Source organism: Mucilaginibacter sp. FW306-07-L (assembly GCF_058782065.1).
The window spans coordinates 438,903-454,751 of record NZ_JBYSXI010000002.1 but is presented as its reverse complement, the minus strand read 5'-3'; the positions used below and the strand labels follow the sequence as shown (position 1 = coordinate 454,751).

Genomic DNA, 15,849 nt, shown 5'->3' with positions numbered 1-15,849 from the left:
ATCTTAGTAAAAACTTGTAAATATGCTGCATGATTAATAAATTGATCGTTTATAAAAATGATTTGGGTTGCTGATTTGTTTTAAAAATTTGCAATTAACGGCGTGTTAAATTATTAAACATAACGAAACATACAAAGCAAGTAAACAGGCATTTAAGTACCAAGGCAACAACTACGGTTAGTTATACGTATAAATTTAACCTTGCATTAAAATTTAACAATAGCAACATGAACAGTGCGCAATTGCCGGCTAATGAATTATCAAGGCTGGAGGCATTATATAAAACCGAACTGCTTGATACACCGCAGGAGCAGGAGTTTGATGATATTGTAAGGCTCGCGTCAGACCTTTGCAGTATGCCCATATCGCTCATCAGTTTGGTTGATGCCAACCGCCAGTGGTTTAAGGCACGTGTAGGGCTTGAAGTTGCCGAAACCAGCCGCGATATATCTTTTTGCAGCCACGCCATATTGCAGGATAATATATTCGAAGTACATGATGCAAAGGAGGACGATCGGTTTTTTGATAACCCCCTGGTTACTGATGATCCGTCTATCCGTTACTATGCAGGTGTGCCCCTGGTAACCAGCACAGGCAGCCGCCTGGGTACGCTGTGCGTTATCGACCGTGTGCCCCGGCATCTGGATGAGCGCCAACGTTTCGCACTAAGGGTTTTGGCTGATAACGTGATAAAGGTTGCCGAGCTGCGCATTAAAAACAAGCATCTTAATTATTTAACGCAAACCCAAAAGCGCATCATATCCATACTGGCGCATGATGTACGTAACCCGCTGGCCTCGCTTAAATCAGTTATCGAGTTTCGTAATAGCGATCTGCTGGATGAGGCGGAAACCAACAGCATGATGGGTTCGATCAGTTTACAGCTCGACAGCACCATTGATATGATCGAGAATGTGGTTAACTGGGGCGAGATGCAGTTAAAGTTTGATAAGTTCAACTATGATAATATTGACCTGCGGGAGCTGATACAATGCATCATCGGTTCGCAGGTGCTTAATAACCGCGATAAGGGTAATACCATGGTAAATGGCATTGAGCAGGAGTTTGTGATGAACACCGATAGGCGAGTGCTTGAATTTATACTGCGTAACCTGATGAGCAATGCCAACAAGTTTACCGAGAAGGGCACCATAACCGTCAGCGCGGCAAAAAATGGTAACCAAACCGAAATTACGATAACTGATACCGGAGTTGGCATGCCCGAGGCCAAAGCTGAACAATTATTTAACGGCAACGAGAATGGTACCACGCAAGGCACGCAAAACGAAAAAGGCAATGGCCTTGGCCTGCTGCTGGTAAAAGAGTTTGTTGACCGCATGAACGGCAGTGTATCCGTGCAAAGTAAACCGGGCGAGGGTAGCAGTTTTAAAGTAATATTATAAGCTAAAGATCGGTAAGGCGTGTACGGGTACGTTTAACGTAGTTACGGATATCAAGCACGATGCCTGCGAAGAAATAGAATATCAACGGAAAGCCTACCGCCAGGAACGAAGAGTAGATGAAGAACAGGCGAATTTTAGCTATGGATACATTGAAGCGGTCGCCCAGGTAAGTACATACCCCGAAAGAGTAACGCTCAAAAAAGGTGATTATCCTTTGCAACATATCAGTTCAGCTTTAGTATTTTATTTCCAACGGCGCAATCAAGGCATTTCTTATAATCGCAGTAATTATTTTTTAATTCCAGGAATGCCTGGCTTTCAAAAGCCGTTTTTATTTTCAACCCTAAGTTAACAAAATCCGCGGTAATGTTGTTTGTTTCGGCAGGTAAACTTTCTAACAACTTTAGTGCTCGGTTAATGTGGTATTGCTGCCGGTGCTGCTTGCCATAAGTAAACAAAAACAAAGCTACCGTATTGAGCAGTAAAACATTGGCTGATGCCTTGCCCAGGTTTTTGGGTGATGGTTTGCTTTCGGCATCAAAGCGGTAATGGTTTTCCCAGTAAGGATTGATGCTGATGTTATCAAACAACTCCTGTAACCCTTTAACTTCCCGTATTTCCAAAACCTTGCTCAGCAAATGGTTTGATTGCATAATTAGGCTCGCAAACTGTGCCAGCCTGATGGTAGGAAAATTTTGCGGCCGCATACGCATAAACTTCCATAAGTGGTTATCAATAGGAGTAAGGTTGTGTTTGTGCTTTAAATATTGATATTCCGTTTTTAATTTCTGCGGATAATCATCAGCCACATCACCATCCAGAAATCCGGCTTGACCGAATATCAATGCCTCAATTTGCAGCGGGTTGTCCTTGTGTTTGGCCAGAGTGATCTGCGGCAGCGAGCGGGCCAGTAATTCAAAAGGCAGGGCATTGGTTTTAAAGCCAAAGTTGGCGGCTAAAAACTGGTAAAAAGTTTCTTCCCAGTCGCCGCGGTTGGCAGCCAGCGTGGTTAGTACGGCTTCCGATCGTTTCTCGAGCCGTTCAACCAATATGCGCGACAGCCAGTTGCTCATGGTAAGCTCATCAACAAGAGTTATGTTCGCCTCGCAGGGGATGAATTGCCTTTCGCCAAAAATAAGGTTGTGGTAACGGCCATACAGATCGGGCGAAATACGGTTATGCAGCTCAAGGGTGGGTAACTTGCGGCCATTTGGGAGGGTAACCGGGGCATCATCACGGTAAACTACGTGCAGTATCACATTGTCATAAGCCTTATCGGTAGTGTGGTTGTGGCGCTGCCAGTCGGCCGAGGAAATATGCAGTTCCACATTGCCTGCCCAGGTAGTTTCGCCAATGCGCAGGCGCGCGTTGTGGAAATCGGGCCCGGCATGTTTGTTATGCATGCCTGCCGAATATACCTCGATCTCATCACCCTCAACAGTTTTTAACGCGCTACGATCAAACAGCCTGAACTTCCATACATAGTGCAAAAAATCCTCAGTGATAAGCATGGTGCAAAATAATGGTTTTGGCTGGGATTGGTATAATTGGATTTAATTTTCGTTAGCTGGTTCGCCCTTCCATCCTTCCGCTTTTACCCCTCCGCTTTTACCTTTTACCTTTCTGCTTTTACCTTTCCACTTTCGCCTTTCCGCTTTTACCTTTCTCCTTAAAAAAACCTACTTTTAAATCATGAACCAAACAGCAACCCCACCTACTACTGCCGAACGCCTGCGATCCATCATTGGCGGCTCTATGGGTAATTTGGTGGAGTGGTACGATTGGTATGCCTATTCATCTTTCTCGCTGTATTTTTCTGATTCCTTTTTTAAGGATACTAACCCTACAGTGCGTTTACTAAATACGGCCGGTATATTCGCTATCGGTTTTTTAATGCGGCCTATCGGCGGTTGGCTGATGGGTATGTTCGCCGATAAAAGAGGGCGTAAAACAGCGCTTACCTTCTCGGTATTGCTGATGAGTTTGGGTTCATTGATTATCGCCGTTATTCCATCTTATGATAGCATTGGCGTTTTCGCGCCGCTGTTGTTGCTGCTGGCCCGTATGTTGCAAGGCCTCAGCGTGGGCGGCGAATATGGCACCAGCGCTACCTACCTCAGCGAAATGGCCGATAAAAAGCACCGCGGTTTTTATTCCAGCTTTCAATACGTTACATTAATTATGGGGCAATTGCTGGCGATGGGGGTACTGGTGTTGTTGCAAAGGGTATTTTTAACCGAGGAGCAGCTACACGCCTGGGGTTGGCGCATCCCGTTTGTAATAGGGGCCATACTGGCTGTGGTTACCATGTACCTGCGCCGCAGTTTAAAGGAGTCGTCATCCTACCAAAACCAAAAAAACAGCGCCAACCCATTAAAAGGTACATTGCGTGCATTGGCGCAGCACCCAAGGGCGGTTTTCACCGTGATTGGTTTAACATTGGGCGGTACAGTAGCCTTTTACACGTTTACCACCTACATGCAAAAGTTTTTGGTTGATACCAGCAAATTCAGCAAAGCCGAGGCCTCGTTAATATCAACCGTGTCGCTGGTTTTCTTTATGCTGCTGCAACCCTTGTTTGGTTTGCTGAGCGATAAAATCGGGCGTAAGCCGTTACTGGTAGCTTTTGGTATATTGGGTACGTTGGTAACCATACCCGTGCTTAAGGCATTGAGCAATACCCACCAGGCCGCGCCTGCCTTTTTGCTGATCATGCTGGCGCTGGTGGTAGTAAGCTGCTATACTTCTATCAATGCGGTAGTAAAGGCCGAACTGTTCCCCGCCAATGTAAGGGCATTGGGTGTGGGTTTTCCTTATGCCATAGCGGTATCTATTTTTGGCGGTACCGCCGAGTATATCGCGCTGTACTTAAAAAGCCAGGGGCACCCCGAGTGGTTCTTTTACTATGTTACCGCATGTATATTTATATCGTTACTGATATACGGCACCATGAGCGATACCCGCAAGTCATCAAAAATAGAGGATGAATACCTTAGCGAGGTATAGCTTTTCAAAAAGCCGATAATCAGCAAAAAAGCTTATTTTTGCGCCTTACCAAACGGGAACTACCCGGTTTTATATGACCGATAAACAGCACCTTTTTCAGCAGGCGGTACAGTTGCTTCAGCAGTTGATCGCTACGCCCTCATTCAGTAAAGAGGAAGACCGTACTGCCGACCTTATAGAACAGTTTTTAAAGCAGCATGGCATTTCTGTTCACCGTAAGCTGAACAACCTTTGGGCGTGGAATAAGCACTTCGACCCGGCCAAGCCAACCATCCTGCTTAACTCGCACCACGATACGGTTAAACCCAATTCAGGCTATACCCGCGATCCGTTTGATGCCAAGATTGAGGACGGCAAATTATACGGGCTGGGTAGTAATGATGCCGGCGGTTGCCTGGTATCGCTCATTGCCGTATTCCTGTATTTTTATGAGCAGGAGGGTTTAAAATATAATTTTTGCCTGGCCACTACTGCTGAGGAAGAAATATCAGGCGTTAATGGTTTGGAGTTGATTATCCCCGACTTAGGTAAACTTGACTTTGGTATAGTAGGGGAGCCAACCCAAATGCACCTGGCCATTGCCGAAAAAGGCCTGATGGTACTGGACTGTACCAGCCATGGCAAAGCAGGCCATGCCGCCCGTGAAGAGGGTGACAATGCCATTTACAAAGCGATAACGGATATTGAGTGGTTCCGCAACTTCAGGTTCCCGAAGGAATCGGAAGTTTTTGGTCCGGTAAAAATGTCGGTTACCATTATCAACGCCGGTTCGCAGCATAACGTGGTGCCCGCAAGCTGCACTTTTACGGTTGATGTGCGCGTTACTGATGCCTACCGTAATGAGGAGGTGCTGGAGATTATCCGTGAGCATGTAAGCTGCGAGGTTAAGCCGCGTTCAATCCGCTTAAAACCATCATCAATTGATAAGGCCCATTCGATAGTACAGGCCGGCATTGCCCTGGGCAGAGATACCTACGGTTCGCCAACCACGTCTGATCAATCATTGCTGGATATTCCATCACTGAAAATTGGCCCCGGCGATTCGGCAAGGTCACATACCGCTGATGAGTTTGTTTATGTGGATGAGATAGAGCAGGGGATAGGGATCTATATTGATATGCTGGAGCAAATTTGCTGATATGAAGTTTAACCTGTCGCCCACCCTGCAAAACGTCAAAGTAATACTGCGCCCCCTGCAATTGAGCGACGAGGCTGCTTTACAACCCATAGCCAACGATAAGGAATGCTGGATGTACAGTCCGGCAGAGCTGTCGCAACCCGGTGCTTTGCATAGATACATAACTGAAGCCATAGCCGAAAGGGAAGCCGGTACCTGCGCCGTATTTGCCATAATTGATGCCGCTACCAACCGGATAGCAGGCAGCACCCGTTTGGCTGAAATATCATGGCAGCATGAACACGCGCATTTGGGGTGGACATGGATAGCCCCCGAGTTTCGCGGAACAGGCCTCAACAAAGCCATGAAATTTGAGATACTGCGTTATGGCTTTGAGGTATTAGGCCTTAACCGCATCCAACTCCGTGCCGATGAACGTAACATCCGCTCGTGCAAAGCTATTGCAAGCCTCGGTGCCAGGTATGAGGGTACCGTACGGCAGCATATTAAATTATATGATGGCTTTTTACGAAGCTCGGCATATTACAGCATATTAAAGAGCGAGTGGCCGGAGAGCCCGTTGCATAAATTGGGGTTTTAGCATTTTCCAATGCCTTAGATAACCAACTCGCAAGTACGCGCAATTATTTTATTAAATTATAGAATAAACCAAGCGTTGGCCTGCCGGAAAATCGGGCCAGGGAGTATGGCCTGTGGGCGGAAGGTTTTTTCCGGCTTGACTTTTGGTTACTTTGTGTCAAAGACAAAGTAACTGGCCTCTGCGGCCAAGAGCAGACTGACGATGATTAAATCACAATTACTTAAATAAAGCACTAACAGTTTATTACTTGTCCTCAATTTCTTTTGAGCGATCAAAAGAAACAAAACTTAGCGTCAGCGATCTCATGAGCACCAAAAAAAAATATATGCGAATAAATCGCCGGCTACGTCCTGACGGTGAAAGGTTGTGCTTTGGCAGGGCTTATGCTGCTCCGGGCATTCCTGATGCCGGTATTATAGGTTATTTACGGTTTGTGCGCATAACTATAAAACGATAAATTATACAAAAAGAGCGTTGGCCTGCCAGACAACCGAGCCAGGGAGTATGGCGTGTGGGCGGAAGGTTTTTTCCGGCTTGACTTTATTCACATTATTATTTGTTTTTTAAGGCGTTCATGAGATCGCTACGCTTAGTATGGTTACTTTGTGTTAAAGACAAAGTAACTGGCCTCTACGGCCAAGAGCAGATTGATGATGATTAAATCACAATCACTTAATCAAAGTACCAACACAGGATCTTTATTACTTGTCCTCAATTTCTTTTGAGCGATCAAAAGAAACAAAAATCGCCGGCTTTTTAATTTTCTATGAAAGCCAGTGCATCCTTCTGCTATCCGAAAATTAAGAGGCCGGAATTGTAGTGTATAATTGGGTTGTACTTCAAAATTTTTAAGGTTTTTTAGTTACCTCTATTTGAACCTATTTCTAAATTACAAGGTGTTATTTTAAGTACTCCCTCTCGGGGAGGATTTAAGAGGAGTTATACAGTTTGCCCCGCCAATAAATACAGCACCGCCATACGCACAGCCACGCCATTCTCTACCTGGTCAAGTATAACGGATTGTTTGCTGTCGGCCACATCGCTGGTTATTTCAACGCCGCGGTTAATGGGGCCGGGGTGCATCACCATGATCTCTTTATCCAGGCTATCCAGTATTTGCTTGTTCAAGCCGTAAAGCATGGTATACTCGCGCAGGGATGGAAAATATTTTATATCCTGACGCTCTAACTGTATACGAAGCATGTTGGCCACATCGCACCAGTTAAGGGCTTTGATCAGGTTGTGCTCTACTTTTACGCCCAATGTGCCAATATATTTAGGTATGAGTGTTGTAGGGCCGCAAACCATTACCTCGGCACCCAGTTGTTTGAGGCAAAGTATGTTGGATAGTGCCACACGTGAGTGCAGTATGTCGCCTACGATCACTACTTTTTTACCGGCAACATCACCATATTTTTCGCGGATAGAGTAAGCATCCAACAGGGCCTGGGTAGGGTGTTCGTGCGCACCATCGCCGGCATTAACTATTTGCGCGTTCACGTGTTTTGATAGGAAGATGCCTGCGCCGGCATACGGGTGGCGCATTACTACCATATCCACCTTCATGGCTAAAATGTTGTTTACCGTATCAATCAGCGTTTCGCCTTTGCTCACGGATGATGACGATGCCGCGAAGTTTACCACATCGGCCGAGAGGCGCTTTTCAGCCAGCTCGAACGACAAGCGGGTACGGGTAGAGTTTTCAAAAAATATGTTAGCAATGGTAACATCCCTAAGCGATGGCACTTTTTTGATCGGCCTGTTCAATACCGCTTTAAAGGTATCGGCAGTTTGTAATATGAGTTCAATGTCTGCCTGGTTCAGATCCTTGATGCCTAAAAGGTGCCTTGTGCTTAATCCTGCCATATTATTTGATTTCGAAATTCGGATGTCCGATCTCGAATTTACTTTAAATACTATACTCTGTTATATACACTTAAATTACGAGCCGTTAAGCTTACTTTACTTCGCTCAGTAATTCTATCTTGTCCTCACCGTCGGTTTCCTTCCAGCTTACCACTACACGCTGCGAGGCGATGGAATCAACCTCAATACCCACATAGTCTGCAGCCACCGGTATATGCCTTGAGTAGCGGCGGTCAACCAACGTTAGCAGTTCCACCTTTTCGGGGCGGCCAAAGGCTTGCATGGCATCCATGGCGGCGCGTATGGTACGGCCGGTCCATAGTACATCATCCATCATTACCACCTTTTTGCCCTCAATTATAAAATCAATACTGGTTTGGTTAGGCACCAGCGGATTTTCGCGCCTGCGAAAATCGTCACGGTAAAAGGTAATGTCCAGGTCGCCCTGTAATATGGTGTGTTGTGGTAATATTTTGCGCAATTCTTCGGCCACACGGCGGGCTAAATAAATGCCGCGGGGCTGTATGCCTATAAGTACGGTGTTTGAAAAATCATTATGATTTTCGATCAGTTGACGACACAAACGCTGTATAGTTATCTGAAATTTCTGACCGTCGAGCAGTGTTAGATTTAGCATCGCTGGGATAGATTTGGGCAAAAATAGGAATTTTGTTGATTAGTTGAACGTCAAATAACGATTAGTTATCAATTTAGAATTTGCAGCATATAATTACATCATAAGTGATTATTAAATCAACCAAACAAAAAAAGCCGCTGTACCTGGGTACAGCGGCTTTGCTATGAAGAATTAAATTTACTTAATGCTTATTTTGAATCTTCCTGAGATTTGCGGGCTTCGCTTTCAGCGCCTTCCATCTGTTGTTTCAATTGTGCAAGTACGCTAAGATCACCTAAGGTAGATTTCTCAACAGAATCTTTCACTTTTTTAACAGCATTGCTGGCAGACTTAGCTTCCTTCTTGCGGTTCTCAAAATCCTGAACACGTGCTTCGGCGCGTGCTTCTTCCCAGATGCGTGAGTGAGAAATAACAATACGTTTGTTCTCTTTGTTAAACTCAATGATCCTGAATTCAGCAGTTTCGTCAGCCTTAACGCTTGTTCCGTCCTCTTTAACCAGGTGTTTGGTTGGCGCAAAGCCTTCAACACCGTAAGGTAAAGCTACGATAGCACCTTTGTCAGTTACTTTTAACACAGTACCTTCATGTATCGAATCGATAGTGAATACGGTTTCAAAAGTATCCCAAGGGTTTTCTTCCAGTTGTTTGTGGCCTAAGCTCAGTTTACGGTTGTCGGTATCAAGCTCCAGAACTACAACGTTCAGTTTCTCGCCAACTTTAGTAAACTCGTTAGGGTGATTCACTTTTTTAGACCATGAAAGATCAGAAATGTGGATCAAGCCGTCAATACCGTCTTCCAGTTCAACAAACACACCAAAGTTGGTCATGTTTTTAACGGTAGCTACGTGCTGAGTGCCGATGGCGTATTTCTCAGCAGCTTGCTGCCATGGATCAGGCGTTAATTGTTTAATGCCTAATGACATTTTGCGCTCTTCGCGGTCAAGTGTAAGTACTTGTGCTTCTACTTCGTCACTAACTTTAAGGAATTCCTGTGGGTTACGCAGGTTTTGTGACCATGACATTTCTGATACGTGGATCAAACCTTCAACACCCGGGGTGATTTCAAGGAATGCGCCATAATCAGCAACGGTAACAATTTTACCTTTTACGATTGAACCAACCTGGATGTTCTCATCCAAATTTTGCCAAGGGTGAGGGGTAAGTTGTTTTAAGCCCAGGGCGATACGTTTTTTCTCGTCATCAAAGTCAAGTACCACAACGTTGATCTTTTGATCAAGCGCAAGTACTTCACGCGGATGCTCGATACGGCCCCAAGATATATCGGTAATGTGCAATAAGCCGTCAACGCCACCCAAATCGATAAATACACCGAAGTCGGTAATGTTTTTAACGGTACCTTCCAATACCTGGCCTTTTTCAAGGCGTGCAACAATCTCTGTTTTTTGGTTTTCCAGATCGTCCTCAATAAGAACTTTGTGGGAAACCACAACGTTTTTAAATTCGTGATTGATTTTAACAACCTTGAATTCCATTGTTTTACCAACGTACACATCGTAATCACGGATAGGTTTGATATCGATCTGTGAACCTGGTAAAAAGGCTTCAACGCCCATTATATCAACAATTAAACCACCTTTAGTACGGCTTTTCACAAAACCGGTGATGATCTCATCGTTATCTAAAGCAGCATTAATGCGCTCCCATGATTGTTGTGTTTTTGCGCGTTTGCGTGAAAGTACTAACTGACCGTTAGCATCTTCCTGCGATTCAACAAAAACTTCAACTTTATCGCCCACTTTAAGGTCAGGCATATCACGGAATTCAGAAGTCGACACTAAACCGTCTGACTTGAACCCTACGTTTAATACAACATCTTTACTGTTGATGTTTACTACAGTACCGGTAATGATCTCGCCTTTAGTGATCGAGCTGAAAGTACCATCGTACAGTTGCTCAAGCTTTTGGCGCTCGTCATCATTGTAGTTACCGAATTTTTTGTCATCCGCGTCCCAGTCAAAATCTGCTGATGGGGTTGCCAGTTGTAGTTTGATGTCGTCAATAGAAAATGAATCAGCTTCTGATTCAATTGTTTCTTTTTGCGCAGAGGCATTTACTGAATCAAGTTCAGCTTGCTTCGCTTTTAGTTCTTTTTCTGCTTCTTGTTTTTTTGCCATTAAATAAATTTTCTCCTTTTTCCCAATTATAAATTGGGACTGCAAAGGTACAGATATATTTTTAGTACAAAAAAATTTATTTGATGTTATATGTTGATTTTAAAGGGGTTTTTATTAACATCAGGTGATTTTTTCGGCGTTAGAGGCCAATCCCTGGGCTACCACATCAAATACTTCCATATAATGGTTAATGATTTTTTGGCGGTACGAGGATAGTACCTCATCTATAGCAGCCTCCTGTTCAGGTGTAAAAGGGGTGGGCCAAACACGTAGGCAAATGCGTTTTAAGGCGTAGGCAATGTGTTGCGTTTCGGCATAGGTATGCAGGTAGCGCTCTTTTATAAACAGCTCAAAAAAGCGCATAAACACATCCGGATTATCCATATCGCTAAAATGCAGAAAATCTTTAATTACGTCTTTATCGCAGGTTTGCAGGTGATCGTAAAAGGCATCGGTATCAACCTCTCCGGTGGTGATCAGCAGGTTGTCCAGTATCAATTCAATAGCTATATGCCCTAAAAAAAACGGCTTAACCGCCGTGCCTTTAATAATGGGGGCCAGCTCAAGCTTTAAGGCATGCGAGTGTTCGGTGAAAAAAGCTGATGAATGAAAATAGCGGTCAACCTCCAGGTGTTTTCTCCAGCCGCCTATTAAGGCATTTACACGCGGATCCGGGTGGGTCAATTTTTCGGGGTGGATAATTACATTTTTATCGGCATTTTTGAGCAGGTCAGGCAGTACGGTGCCTAACACAAAATAGCAGTTGGTGTTATCACGCTCGTAAAAGTAATGCGACAAAAAATTCATAGGTGGCGTTTGAATTATAGTTACGCGATCATCCCAAATTACTAATTTTTAATGAGAACGGCGGCAATGATGTTATTATTTTATCTTTGCAGCTTTTGAAAAATCACTTACAATGAACTTTGTTGAAGAATTACGCTGGCGGGGCATGCTGCATGATATTATGCCCGGAACTGAGGAGCAATTGAATAAAGGTATGGCTTCGGGCTATATTGGTTTTGATCCTACCGCCGATTCGCTGCATGTTGGCCACCTTACCCAGATCATGACGCTGATCCACTTTCAGCGTGCGGGGCATAAGCCGTACGCGCTGGTTGGCGGCGCTACCGGTATGGTTGGCGATCCTTCAGGTAAATCGCAGGAGCGTAACCTGTTATCAGAAGATGTGCTTCAGCATAACCTGGAATGCGTAAAAAAACAACTGGAGCAGTTTCTGGATTTTAACAGCGGTGCCAACAGCGCGCAAATGGTTAATAATTACGATTGGTTCAAGAATTTTACTTTTTTGGATTTTATACGTGATGTAGGTAAGCACATTACCGTAAATTATATGATGGCGAAGGATTCGGTTAAGAAACGCTTGGAGGGCGATACCGGCATGTCATTCACGGAATTTACTTACCAGTTGGTACAGGGTTATGATTTTTACTACCTCTGGAAAAACCACAATTGTGTATTACAAATGGGTGGCAGCGACCAATGGGGTAATATTGTTACCGGTACTGAATTTATACGCCGTAAAGGTGCCGGAGAGGCTTTTGCCTTAACCACCCAGCTCATTAAAAAGGCTGATGGTACCAAATTCGGTAAAACCGAAAGCGGCGCCGTATGGCTTGACCCGGCACGAACATCACCTTACCAGTTTTACCAGTTTTGGCTAAACAGTACCGATGCCGATGCTAAAAGCTACATCCGTATATTTACTTTGTTGGATAGGGAAACCATTGAAGCTTTAGATGCCGAACATGATACAGCACCGCACCTGCGCACACTGCAAAAAGCGCTGGCGAAAGATATTACTATCCGTGTACATGGTGAAGCCGCTTACGAAAAGGCTATCAAATCATCTGAGTTCTTATTCGGTAATATAGGTATTGAGTTTTTAAATGAACTTACTGATGCTGAAGTAAAAGGCGTATTTGAAGGTGTACCTAACTTTACTATATCACTTACCGAACTTAATGAAGGCATTAGCGCTACTGATTTATTGGCCGGTAAAACAACCGTGTTCGCTTCAAAAGGTGAAGCTAAAAAAATGATACAAGGCGGTGGTGTATCTGTTAATAAAAATAAAATAGCTACCCCTGATGATGTATATACTTCTGCCAGCTTGATAGGCGGCAAATACCTGGTAGCACAAAAGGGTAAGAAAAATTATTTTTTAATTGTAGCAGAATAAACAAAATCCGACATTTTGTATTTATATTTGTATAAATGTCGGAGGGTTATGAAAAAGGATGATAAAAACGAGTTGAGCGAGCCGATGGTAGCATACCTGCCATCGCCAGCACCATATTATAACTTACTGGGTAACAGTAATGCATTAAAATTCAATACTGAATTTGATATTGTTACTTTGGCAAGGCAGGGTTTCCCTAAACACGTATTGCTGACACTGGCCAAAAAAATCTCCTTGAGTATCCAGGAGTTGGCCAATATATTACATATCTCGGAGCGTACGCTGCAGCGTTACGAGGATGATGCCATTATCAAAAAGGAATACGCCGAAAAGGCCGTTGAGCTTGCCCGCCTGTATAAACGCGGCGAGGAGGTTTTTGGTTCCGCCGATAAATTTAAACAATGGATAAAAACGCCATCGTACATATTTAAAGGTGAAACGCCGGTTTCATTATTAGATACCTCAGCAGGCTTTGATATGGTGTTCCGTGAGCTTGGCCGTATTGAGCATGGCATATTCGCTTAAACTGTAAATGATAGTTTACCGTATTACAAGCTGCGATTATGGCCGCGATCTTGCCGGTACCGGCGCACGCCTGTATGGCGGCCGCTGGAACAGCGAAGGCAGGCCTATGCTTTATACTGCATCATCACGCTCATTAGCGATGTTAGAGGTGTTGGTGCACTTACCGCCGCTTTTAGTGCCCGACAATTATTGCCTTGTTGAAATAGAACTACCTGGAAATAATATTTTTGAGGTTGACGTTAAAACGTTGCCGGGTAACTGGCATGATGATATTTCGGTATCAACACTGACACGCCAGATGGGGGATGATTTTTTGAAAAGGGGCGAATATTTAATTATGGCTGTACCCTCTATCATCGTTCCGGCAGAGTTTAATTACCTGATCAATCCACGCCATGCCGATATGGAAAAAGCCCGGATTGTACATGTTTCACCATTCAGGTTTGACGACAGGTTGTTATAGCTCTCAGCTCCTGTAATCTGAATTAATCAACGCGTTAGGCTTCAGGTACAAATTATCGTGCTGAAAATCAAATACCAGGTTAAACCGCTTGAGCAGATCGTTTCCTAAATAATTTATTTCAAACCCAACCGGGTTTTTGCCGCTTAGCATTAGCGCAGGTACGTTATTGAGCCTGAACTTTCCTAATTGATATAAGGGTGTAAACACCGTTTTTACGGGATATTTCACGCCGCGCGGATCTGTGGCCTCTAACTGTTTAGCTACTTTTAAATTTTGCGGGAAATTATTGCGGGCTACCCAACTACTGTCCAGGATCATGGCACGGTCGGCGCCGGTATCCATCAAAAAATCACCCGTATAGCGCTTGCCATTGATGAGGAAACTACCGTCAACGCATACAAACGAGCGGATAAATTTGAGTTTCAGCTTATCATATCCCTTTAAATAAGCCGGTAGTTGGGTATGGATCAGTAAGAGGTGCTTGTCGTAATTTACTTCAACAACCTTGCCTTCAAACAGGTTCCAGCCAAAGCGGCCATCCATTTCGTGCGCGGTTTGGTTGTTTATGGCTACCTCGGGATTGTTCCACACTGTATTGCCCATCTGTATTTTACTGATCTTATCAGCCTTACTGAAATCAGGCTTAGTCTGGCCACGCTGACCGGTAAGCAGGTGCGTTTTATTAAGCATGGCATCCCGTATAATGCGGAAATCAAATGAGCCAACATCAAAATGCATGTTTAAGGTATCAATGTTATTTAATATACATTTTACCTTAATGGCGTTAAATGCTGTCAGCTCAAACGGAATAGTATCAGTAGCGGCGGCAACCTTCTGTTTTGTTTGCGGCGGAATGGCGCTGGCTATCTGCGTATAGCACGAATCGGTACCATTAAGTAAAACCACAAAGTTAAAGCGGCTGCCGGGTGTAACCTTTACTCTGATGGAATCGATATCGGTATAAAAAGTAACCCACTTGGTTTCGCGGGTGCGTTCGGCTGTATAAACATCGGGCCTTATCTGGGGCGATAGGTTCCAGGCATCTTTGTCCAGAAAGCCGCCGTCCCTTATACTTGCCTTTTTTGAGGTCGCTTTTATAACAGGCAGCTTTTGTTGCGCTAAGGTCGGATTAAGATAGAGTGCTATAAAAAGCAAATAAATATATTTCATGCTTGCGCCGGGCTTAGCTGCTGCTATTATAAATCTTTAAGTAGTTCCAGCTTCTTTTGGTTATATTCTTCCTGCGAGATCAGGCTGTTATCAAAAAGCATTTTCAGTTTTTTGAGTTTTTCGGTCAGCTCGTCGGGCTTAGCAACAGGTTCTTCCTTAACAGGCTCAGGTACCGGTATAGGCTCGGGAGCAGGGGCAACCGGAGCAGGTGCGGGCGGCTGAATAGCTACATGGCCGGGGTTATCAATATTTACTGAACCCGATTCGGCACGTTTTTCTTCCAGTTCGCGCAGGCGGCGGGCTTCACGCTCGGCCTCTTTACGCTCCTGCGAATATTGGTATAATTTGCGTGCCTGTACTTTAGGCAGGTAATCAACACCCATTTCGGCACCGTTTACGGTTTTTACCGTGAATACCGCGCCAATAATCTCTTCTTTGGTGTGTACGTCAACAATATCCTTCCACACAAAATCAATAAATTTAATGGACAAGCCAAGGTTAGCGGGGGTAAAGAATAGGACACGTTTATTGGTAAGCGCTATACAATCCGGAAACAGGTTTACCAGCGGCTTTTTTTGTACGGCTATGTATAATATTTCTTCGCCGGTTGTAAGCAGATCAACCAGGCGGGTATATACTTTTTCAACGGCAGCGGCATCCTGCTGATCGTTTAGAAATTGTTCTATCATATTTTTTAGCTTTTGGGCTCACGCAAAAATAGCA

At 44.3% G+C, this 15,849-nt stretch carries 15 protein-coding genes; 7 read left to right on the top strand and 8 right to left on the bottom strand.

What is annotated here, in order from left to right; all coding sequences use genetic code 11:
• Positions 1 to 227 precede the first annotated feature (227 nt).
• Positions 228 to 1,403 (top strand): GAF domain-containing sensor histidine kinase, encoded by a 1,176-nt coding sequence (locus tag AC3WJC_RS12145; protein WP_492399377.1) that lies wholly within the window; start codon positions 228 to 230, stop codon positions 1,401 to 1,403.
• Position 1,404: 1 nt separating this feature from the next.
• Here AC3WJC_RS12145 and AC3WJC_RS12140 read toward each other — a convergent pair whose 3' ends face one another.
• Both AC3WJC_RS12140 and AC3WJC_RS12135 read right to left on the bottom strand, forming a co-directional pair.
• Positions 1,405 to 1,626, bottom strand: coding sequence for a PspC domain-containing protein (locus AC3WJC_RS12140; protein WP_232176721.1), 222 nt, complete (start codon positions 1,624 to 1,626; stop codon positions 1,405 to 1,407).
• A 1-nt stretch (position 1,627) separates the two neighbouring features.
• Positions 1,628 to 2,914, bottom strand: coding sequence for a DUF2851 family protein (locus tag AC3WJC_RS12135; protein ID WP_492399376.1), 1,287 nt, complete (start codon positions 2,912 to 2,914; stop codon positions 1,628 to 1,630).
• A gap of 181 nt (positions 2,915 to 3,095) precedes the next feature.
• Here AC3WJC_RS12135 and AC3WJC_RS12130 point away from each other — a divergent pair, with 181 nt between their 5' ends.
• From AC3WJC_RS12130 to AC3WJC_RS12120, 3 genes are all read left to right on the top strand, one after another.
• Positions 3,096 to 4,409: an MFS transporter gene (locus tag AC3WJC_RS12130; RefSeq protein WP_492399375.1), complete on the top strand. Its 1,314-nt coding sequence runs from the start codon at positions 3,096 to 3,098 to the stop codon at positions 4,407 to 4,409.
• A gap of 73 nt (positions 4,410 to 4,482) precedes the next feature.
• Complete coding sequence (locus AC3WJC_RS12125) at positions 4,483 to 5,547, top strand: M20 family metallo-hydrolase (protein WP_492399374.1); 1,065 nt, start codon at positions 4,483 to 4,485, stop codon at positions 5,545 to 5,547.
• Between the two features lies 1 nt (position 5,548).
• A complete protein-coding gene (locus AC3WJC_RS12120) occupies positions 5,549 to 6,127 on the top strand; it encodes a GNAT family N-acetyltransferase (RefSeq protein ID WP_492399373.1) in 579 nt (192 codons plus the stop codon).
• 939 nt (positions 6,128 to 7,066) lie between these two features.
• On the opposite strand, the gene AC3WJC_RS12115 is transcribed toward AC3WJC_RS12120, so the two are convergent.
• The 4 genes from AC3WJC_RS12115 to AC3WJC_RS12100 all read right to left on the bottom strand — a co-directional run bounded on the left by AC3WJC_RS12115 (position 7,067) and on the right by AC3WJC_RS12100 (position 11,572).
• A complete protein-coding gene (locus AC3WJC_RS12115; protein WP_228951615.1) occupies positions 7,067 to 7,993 on the bottom strand; it encodes an aspartate carbamoyltransferase catalytic subunit in 927 nt (308 codons plus the stop codon).
• A 91-nt stretch (positions 7,994 to 8,084) separates the two neighbouring features.
• Positions 8,085 to 8,630: a bifunctional pyr operon transcriptional regulator/uracil phosphoribosyltransferase PyrR gene (pyrR, locus tag AC3WJC_RS12110; protein ID WP_492399372.1), complete on the bottom strand. Its 546-nt coding sequence runs from the start codon at positions 8,628 to 8,630 to the stop codon at positions 8,085 to 8,087.
• Between the two features lie 188 nt (positions 8,631 to 8,818).
• Positions 8,819 to 10,765, bottom strand: coding sequence for a 30S ribosomal protein S1 (gene rpsA / locus AC3WJC_RS12105; protein ID WP_492399371.1), 1,947 nt, complete (start codon positions 10,763 to 10,765; stop codon positions 8,819 to 8,821).
• Positions 10,766 to 10,885: 120 nt separating this feature from the next.
• A complete protein-coding gene (locus AC3WJC_RS12100; protein ID WP_492399370.1) occupies positions 10,886 to 11,572 on the bottom strand; it encodes an ACP phosphodiesterase in 687 nt (228 codons plus the stop codon).
• Between the two features lie 112 nt (positions 11,573 to 11,684).
• Here AC3WJC_RS12100 and tyrS point away from each other — a divergent pair, with 112 nt between their 5' ends.
• The 3 genes from tyrS to AC3WJC_RS12085 are packed head-to-tail and all read left to right on the top strand — an operon-like array spanning position 11,685 to position 13,956.
• Positions 11,685 to 12,968 (top strand): tyrosine--tRNA ligase, encoded by a 1,284-nt coding sequence (gene tyrS, locus AC3WJC_RS12095; RefSeq protein ID WP_492399369.1) that lies wholly within the window; start codon positions 11,685 to 11,687, stop codon positions 12,966 to 12,968.
• Between the two features lie 48 nt (positions 12,969 to 13,016).
• Positions 13,017 to 13,493, top strand: a complete 477-nt coding sequence (locus tag AC3WJC_RS12090) for an Xre family toxin-antitoxin system antitoxin (RefSeq protein ID WP_492399368.1) — start codon at positions 13,017 to 13,019, stop codon at positions 13,491 to 13,493.
• Between the two features lie 7 nt (positions 13,494 to 13,500).
• Positions 13,501 to 13,956, top strand: coding sequence for an RES family NAD+ phosphorylase (locus tag AC3WJC_RS12085; protein ID WP_492399367.1), 456 nt, complete (start codon positions 13,501 to 13,503; stop codon positions 13,954 to 13,956).
• Positions 13,957 to 13,959: 3 nt separating this feature from the next.
• Here the strand turns inward: AC3WJC_RS12085 and AC3WJC_RS12080 are convergent, their stop codons facing one another.
• Positions 13,960 to 15,126, bottom strand: a complete 1,167-nt coding sequence (locus AC3WJC_RS12080; RefSeq protein ID WP_492399366.1) for a hypothetical protein — start codon at positions 15,124 to 15,126, stop codon at positions 13,960 to 13,962.
• Between the two features lie 26 nt (positions 15,127 to 15,152).
• Complete coding sequence (locus tag AC3WJC_RS12075) at positions 15,153 to 15,815, bottom strand: PH domain-containing protein (protein ID WP_492399365.1); 663 nt, start codon at positions 15,813 to 15,815, stop codon at positions 15,153 to 15,155.
• Positions 15,816 to 15,849: the final 34 nt, after the last annotated feature.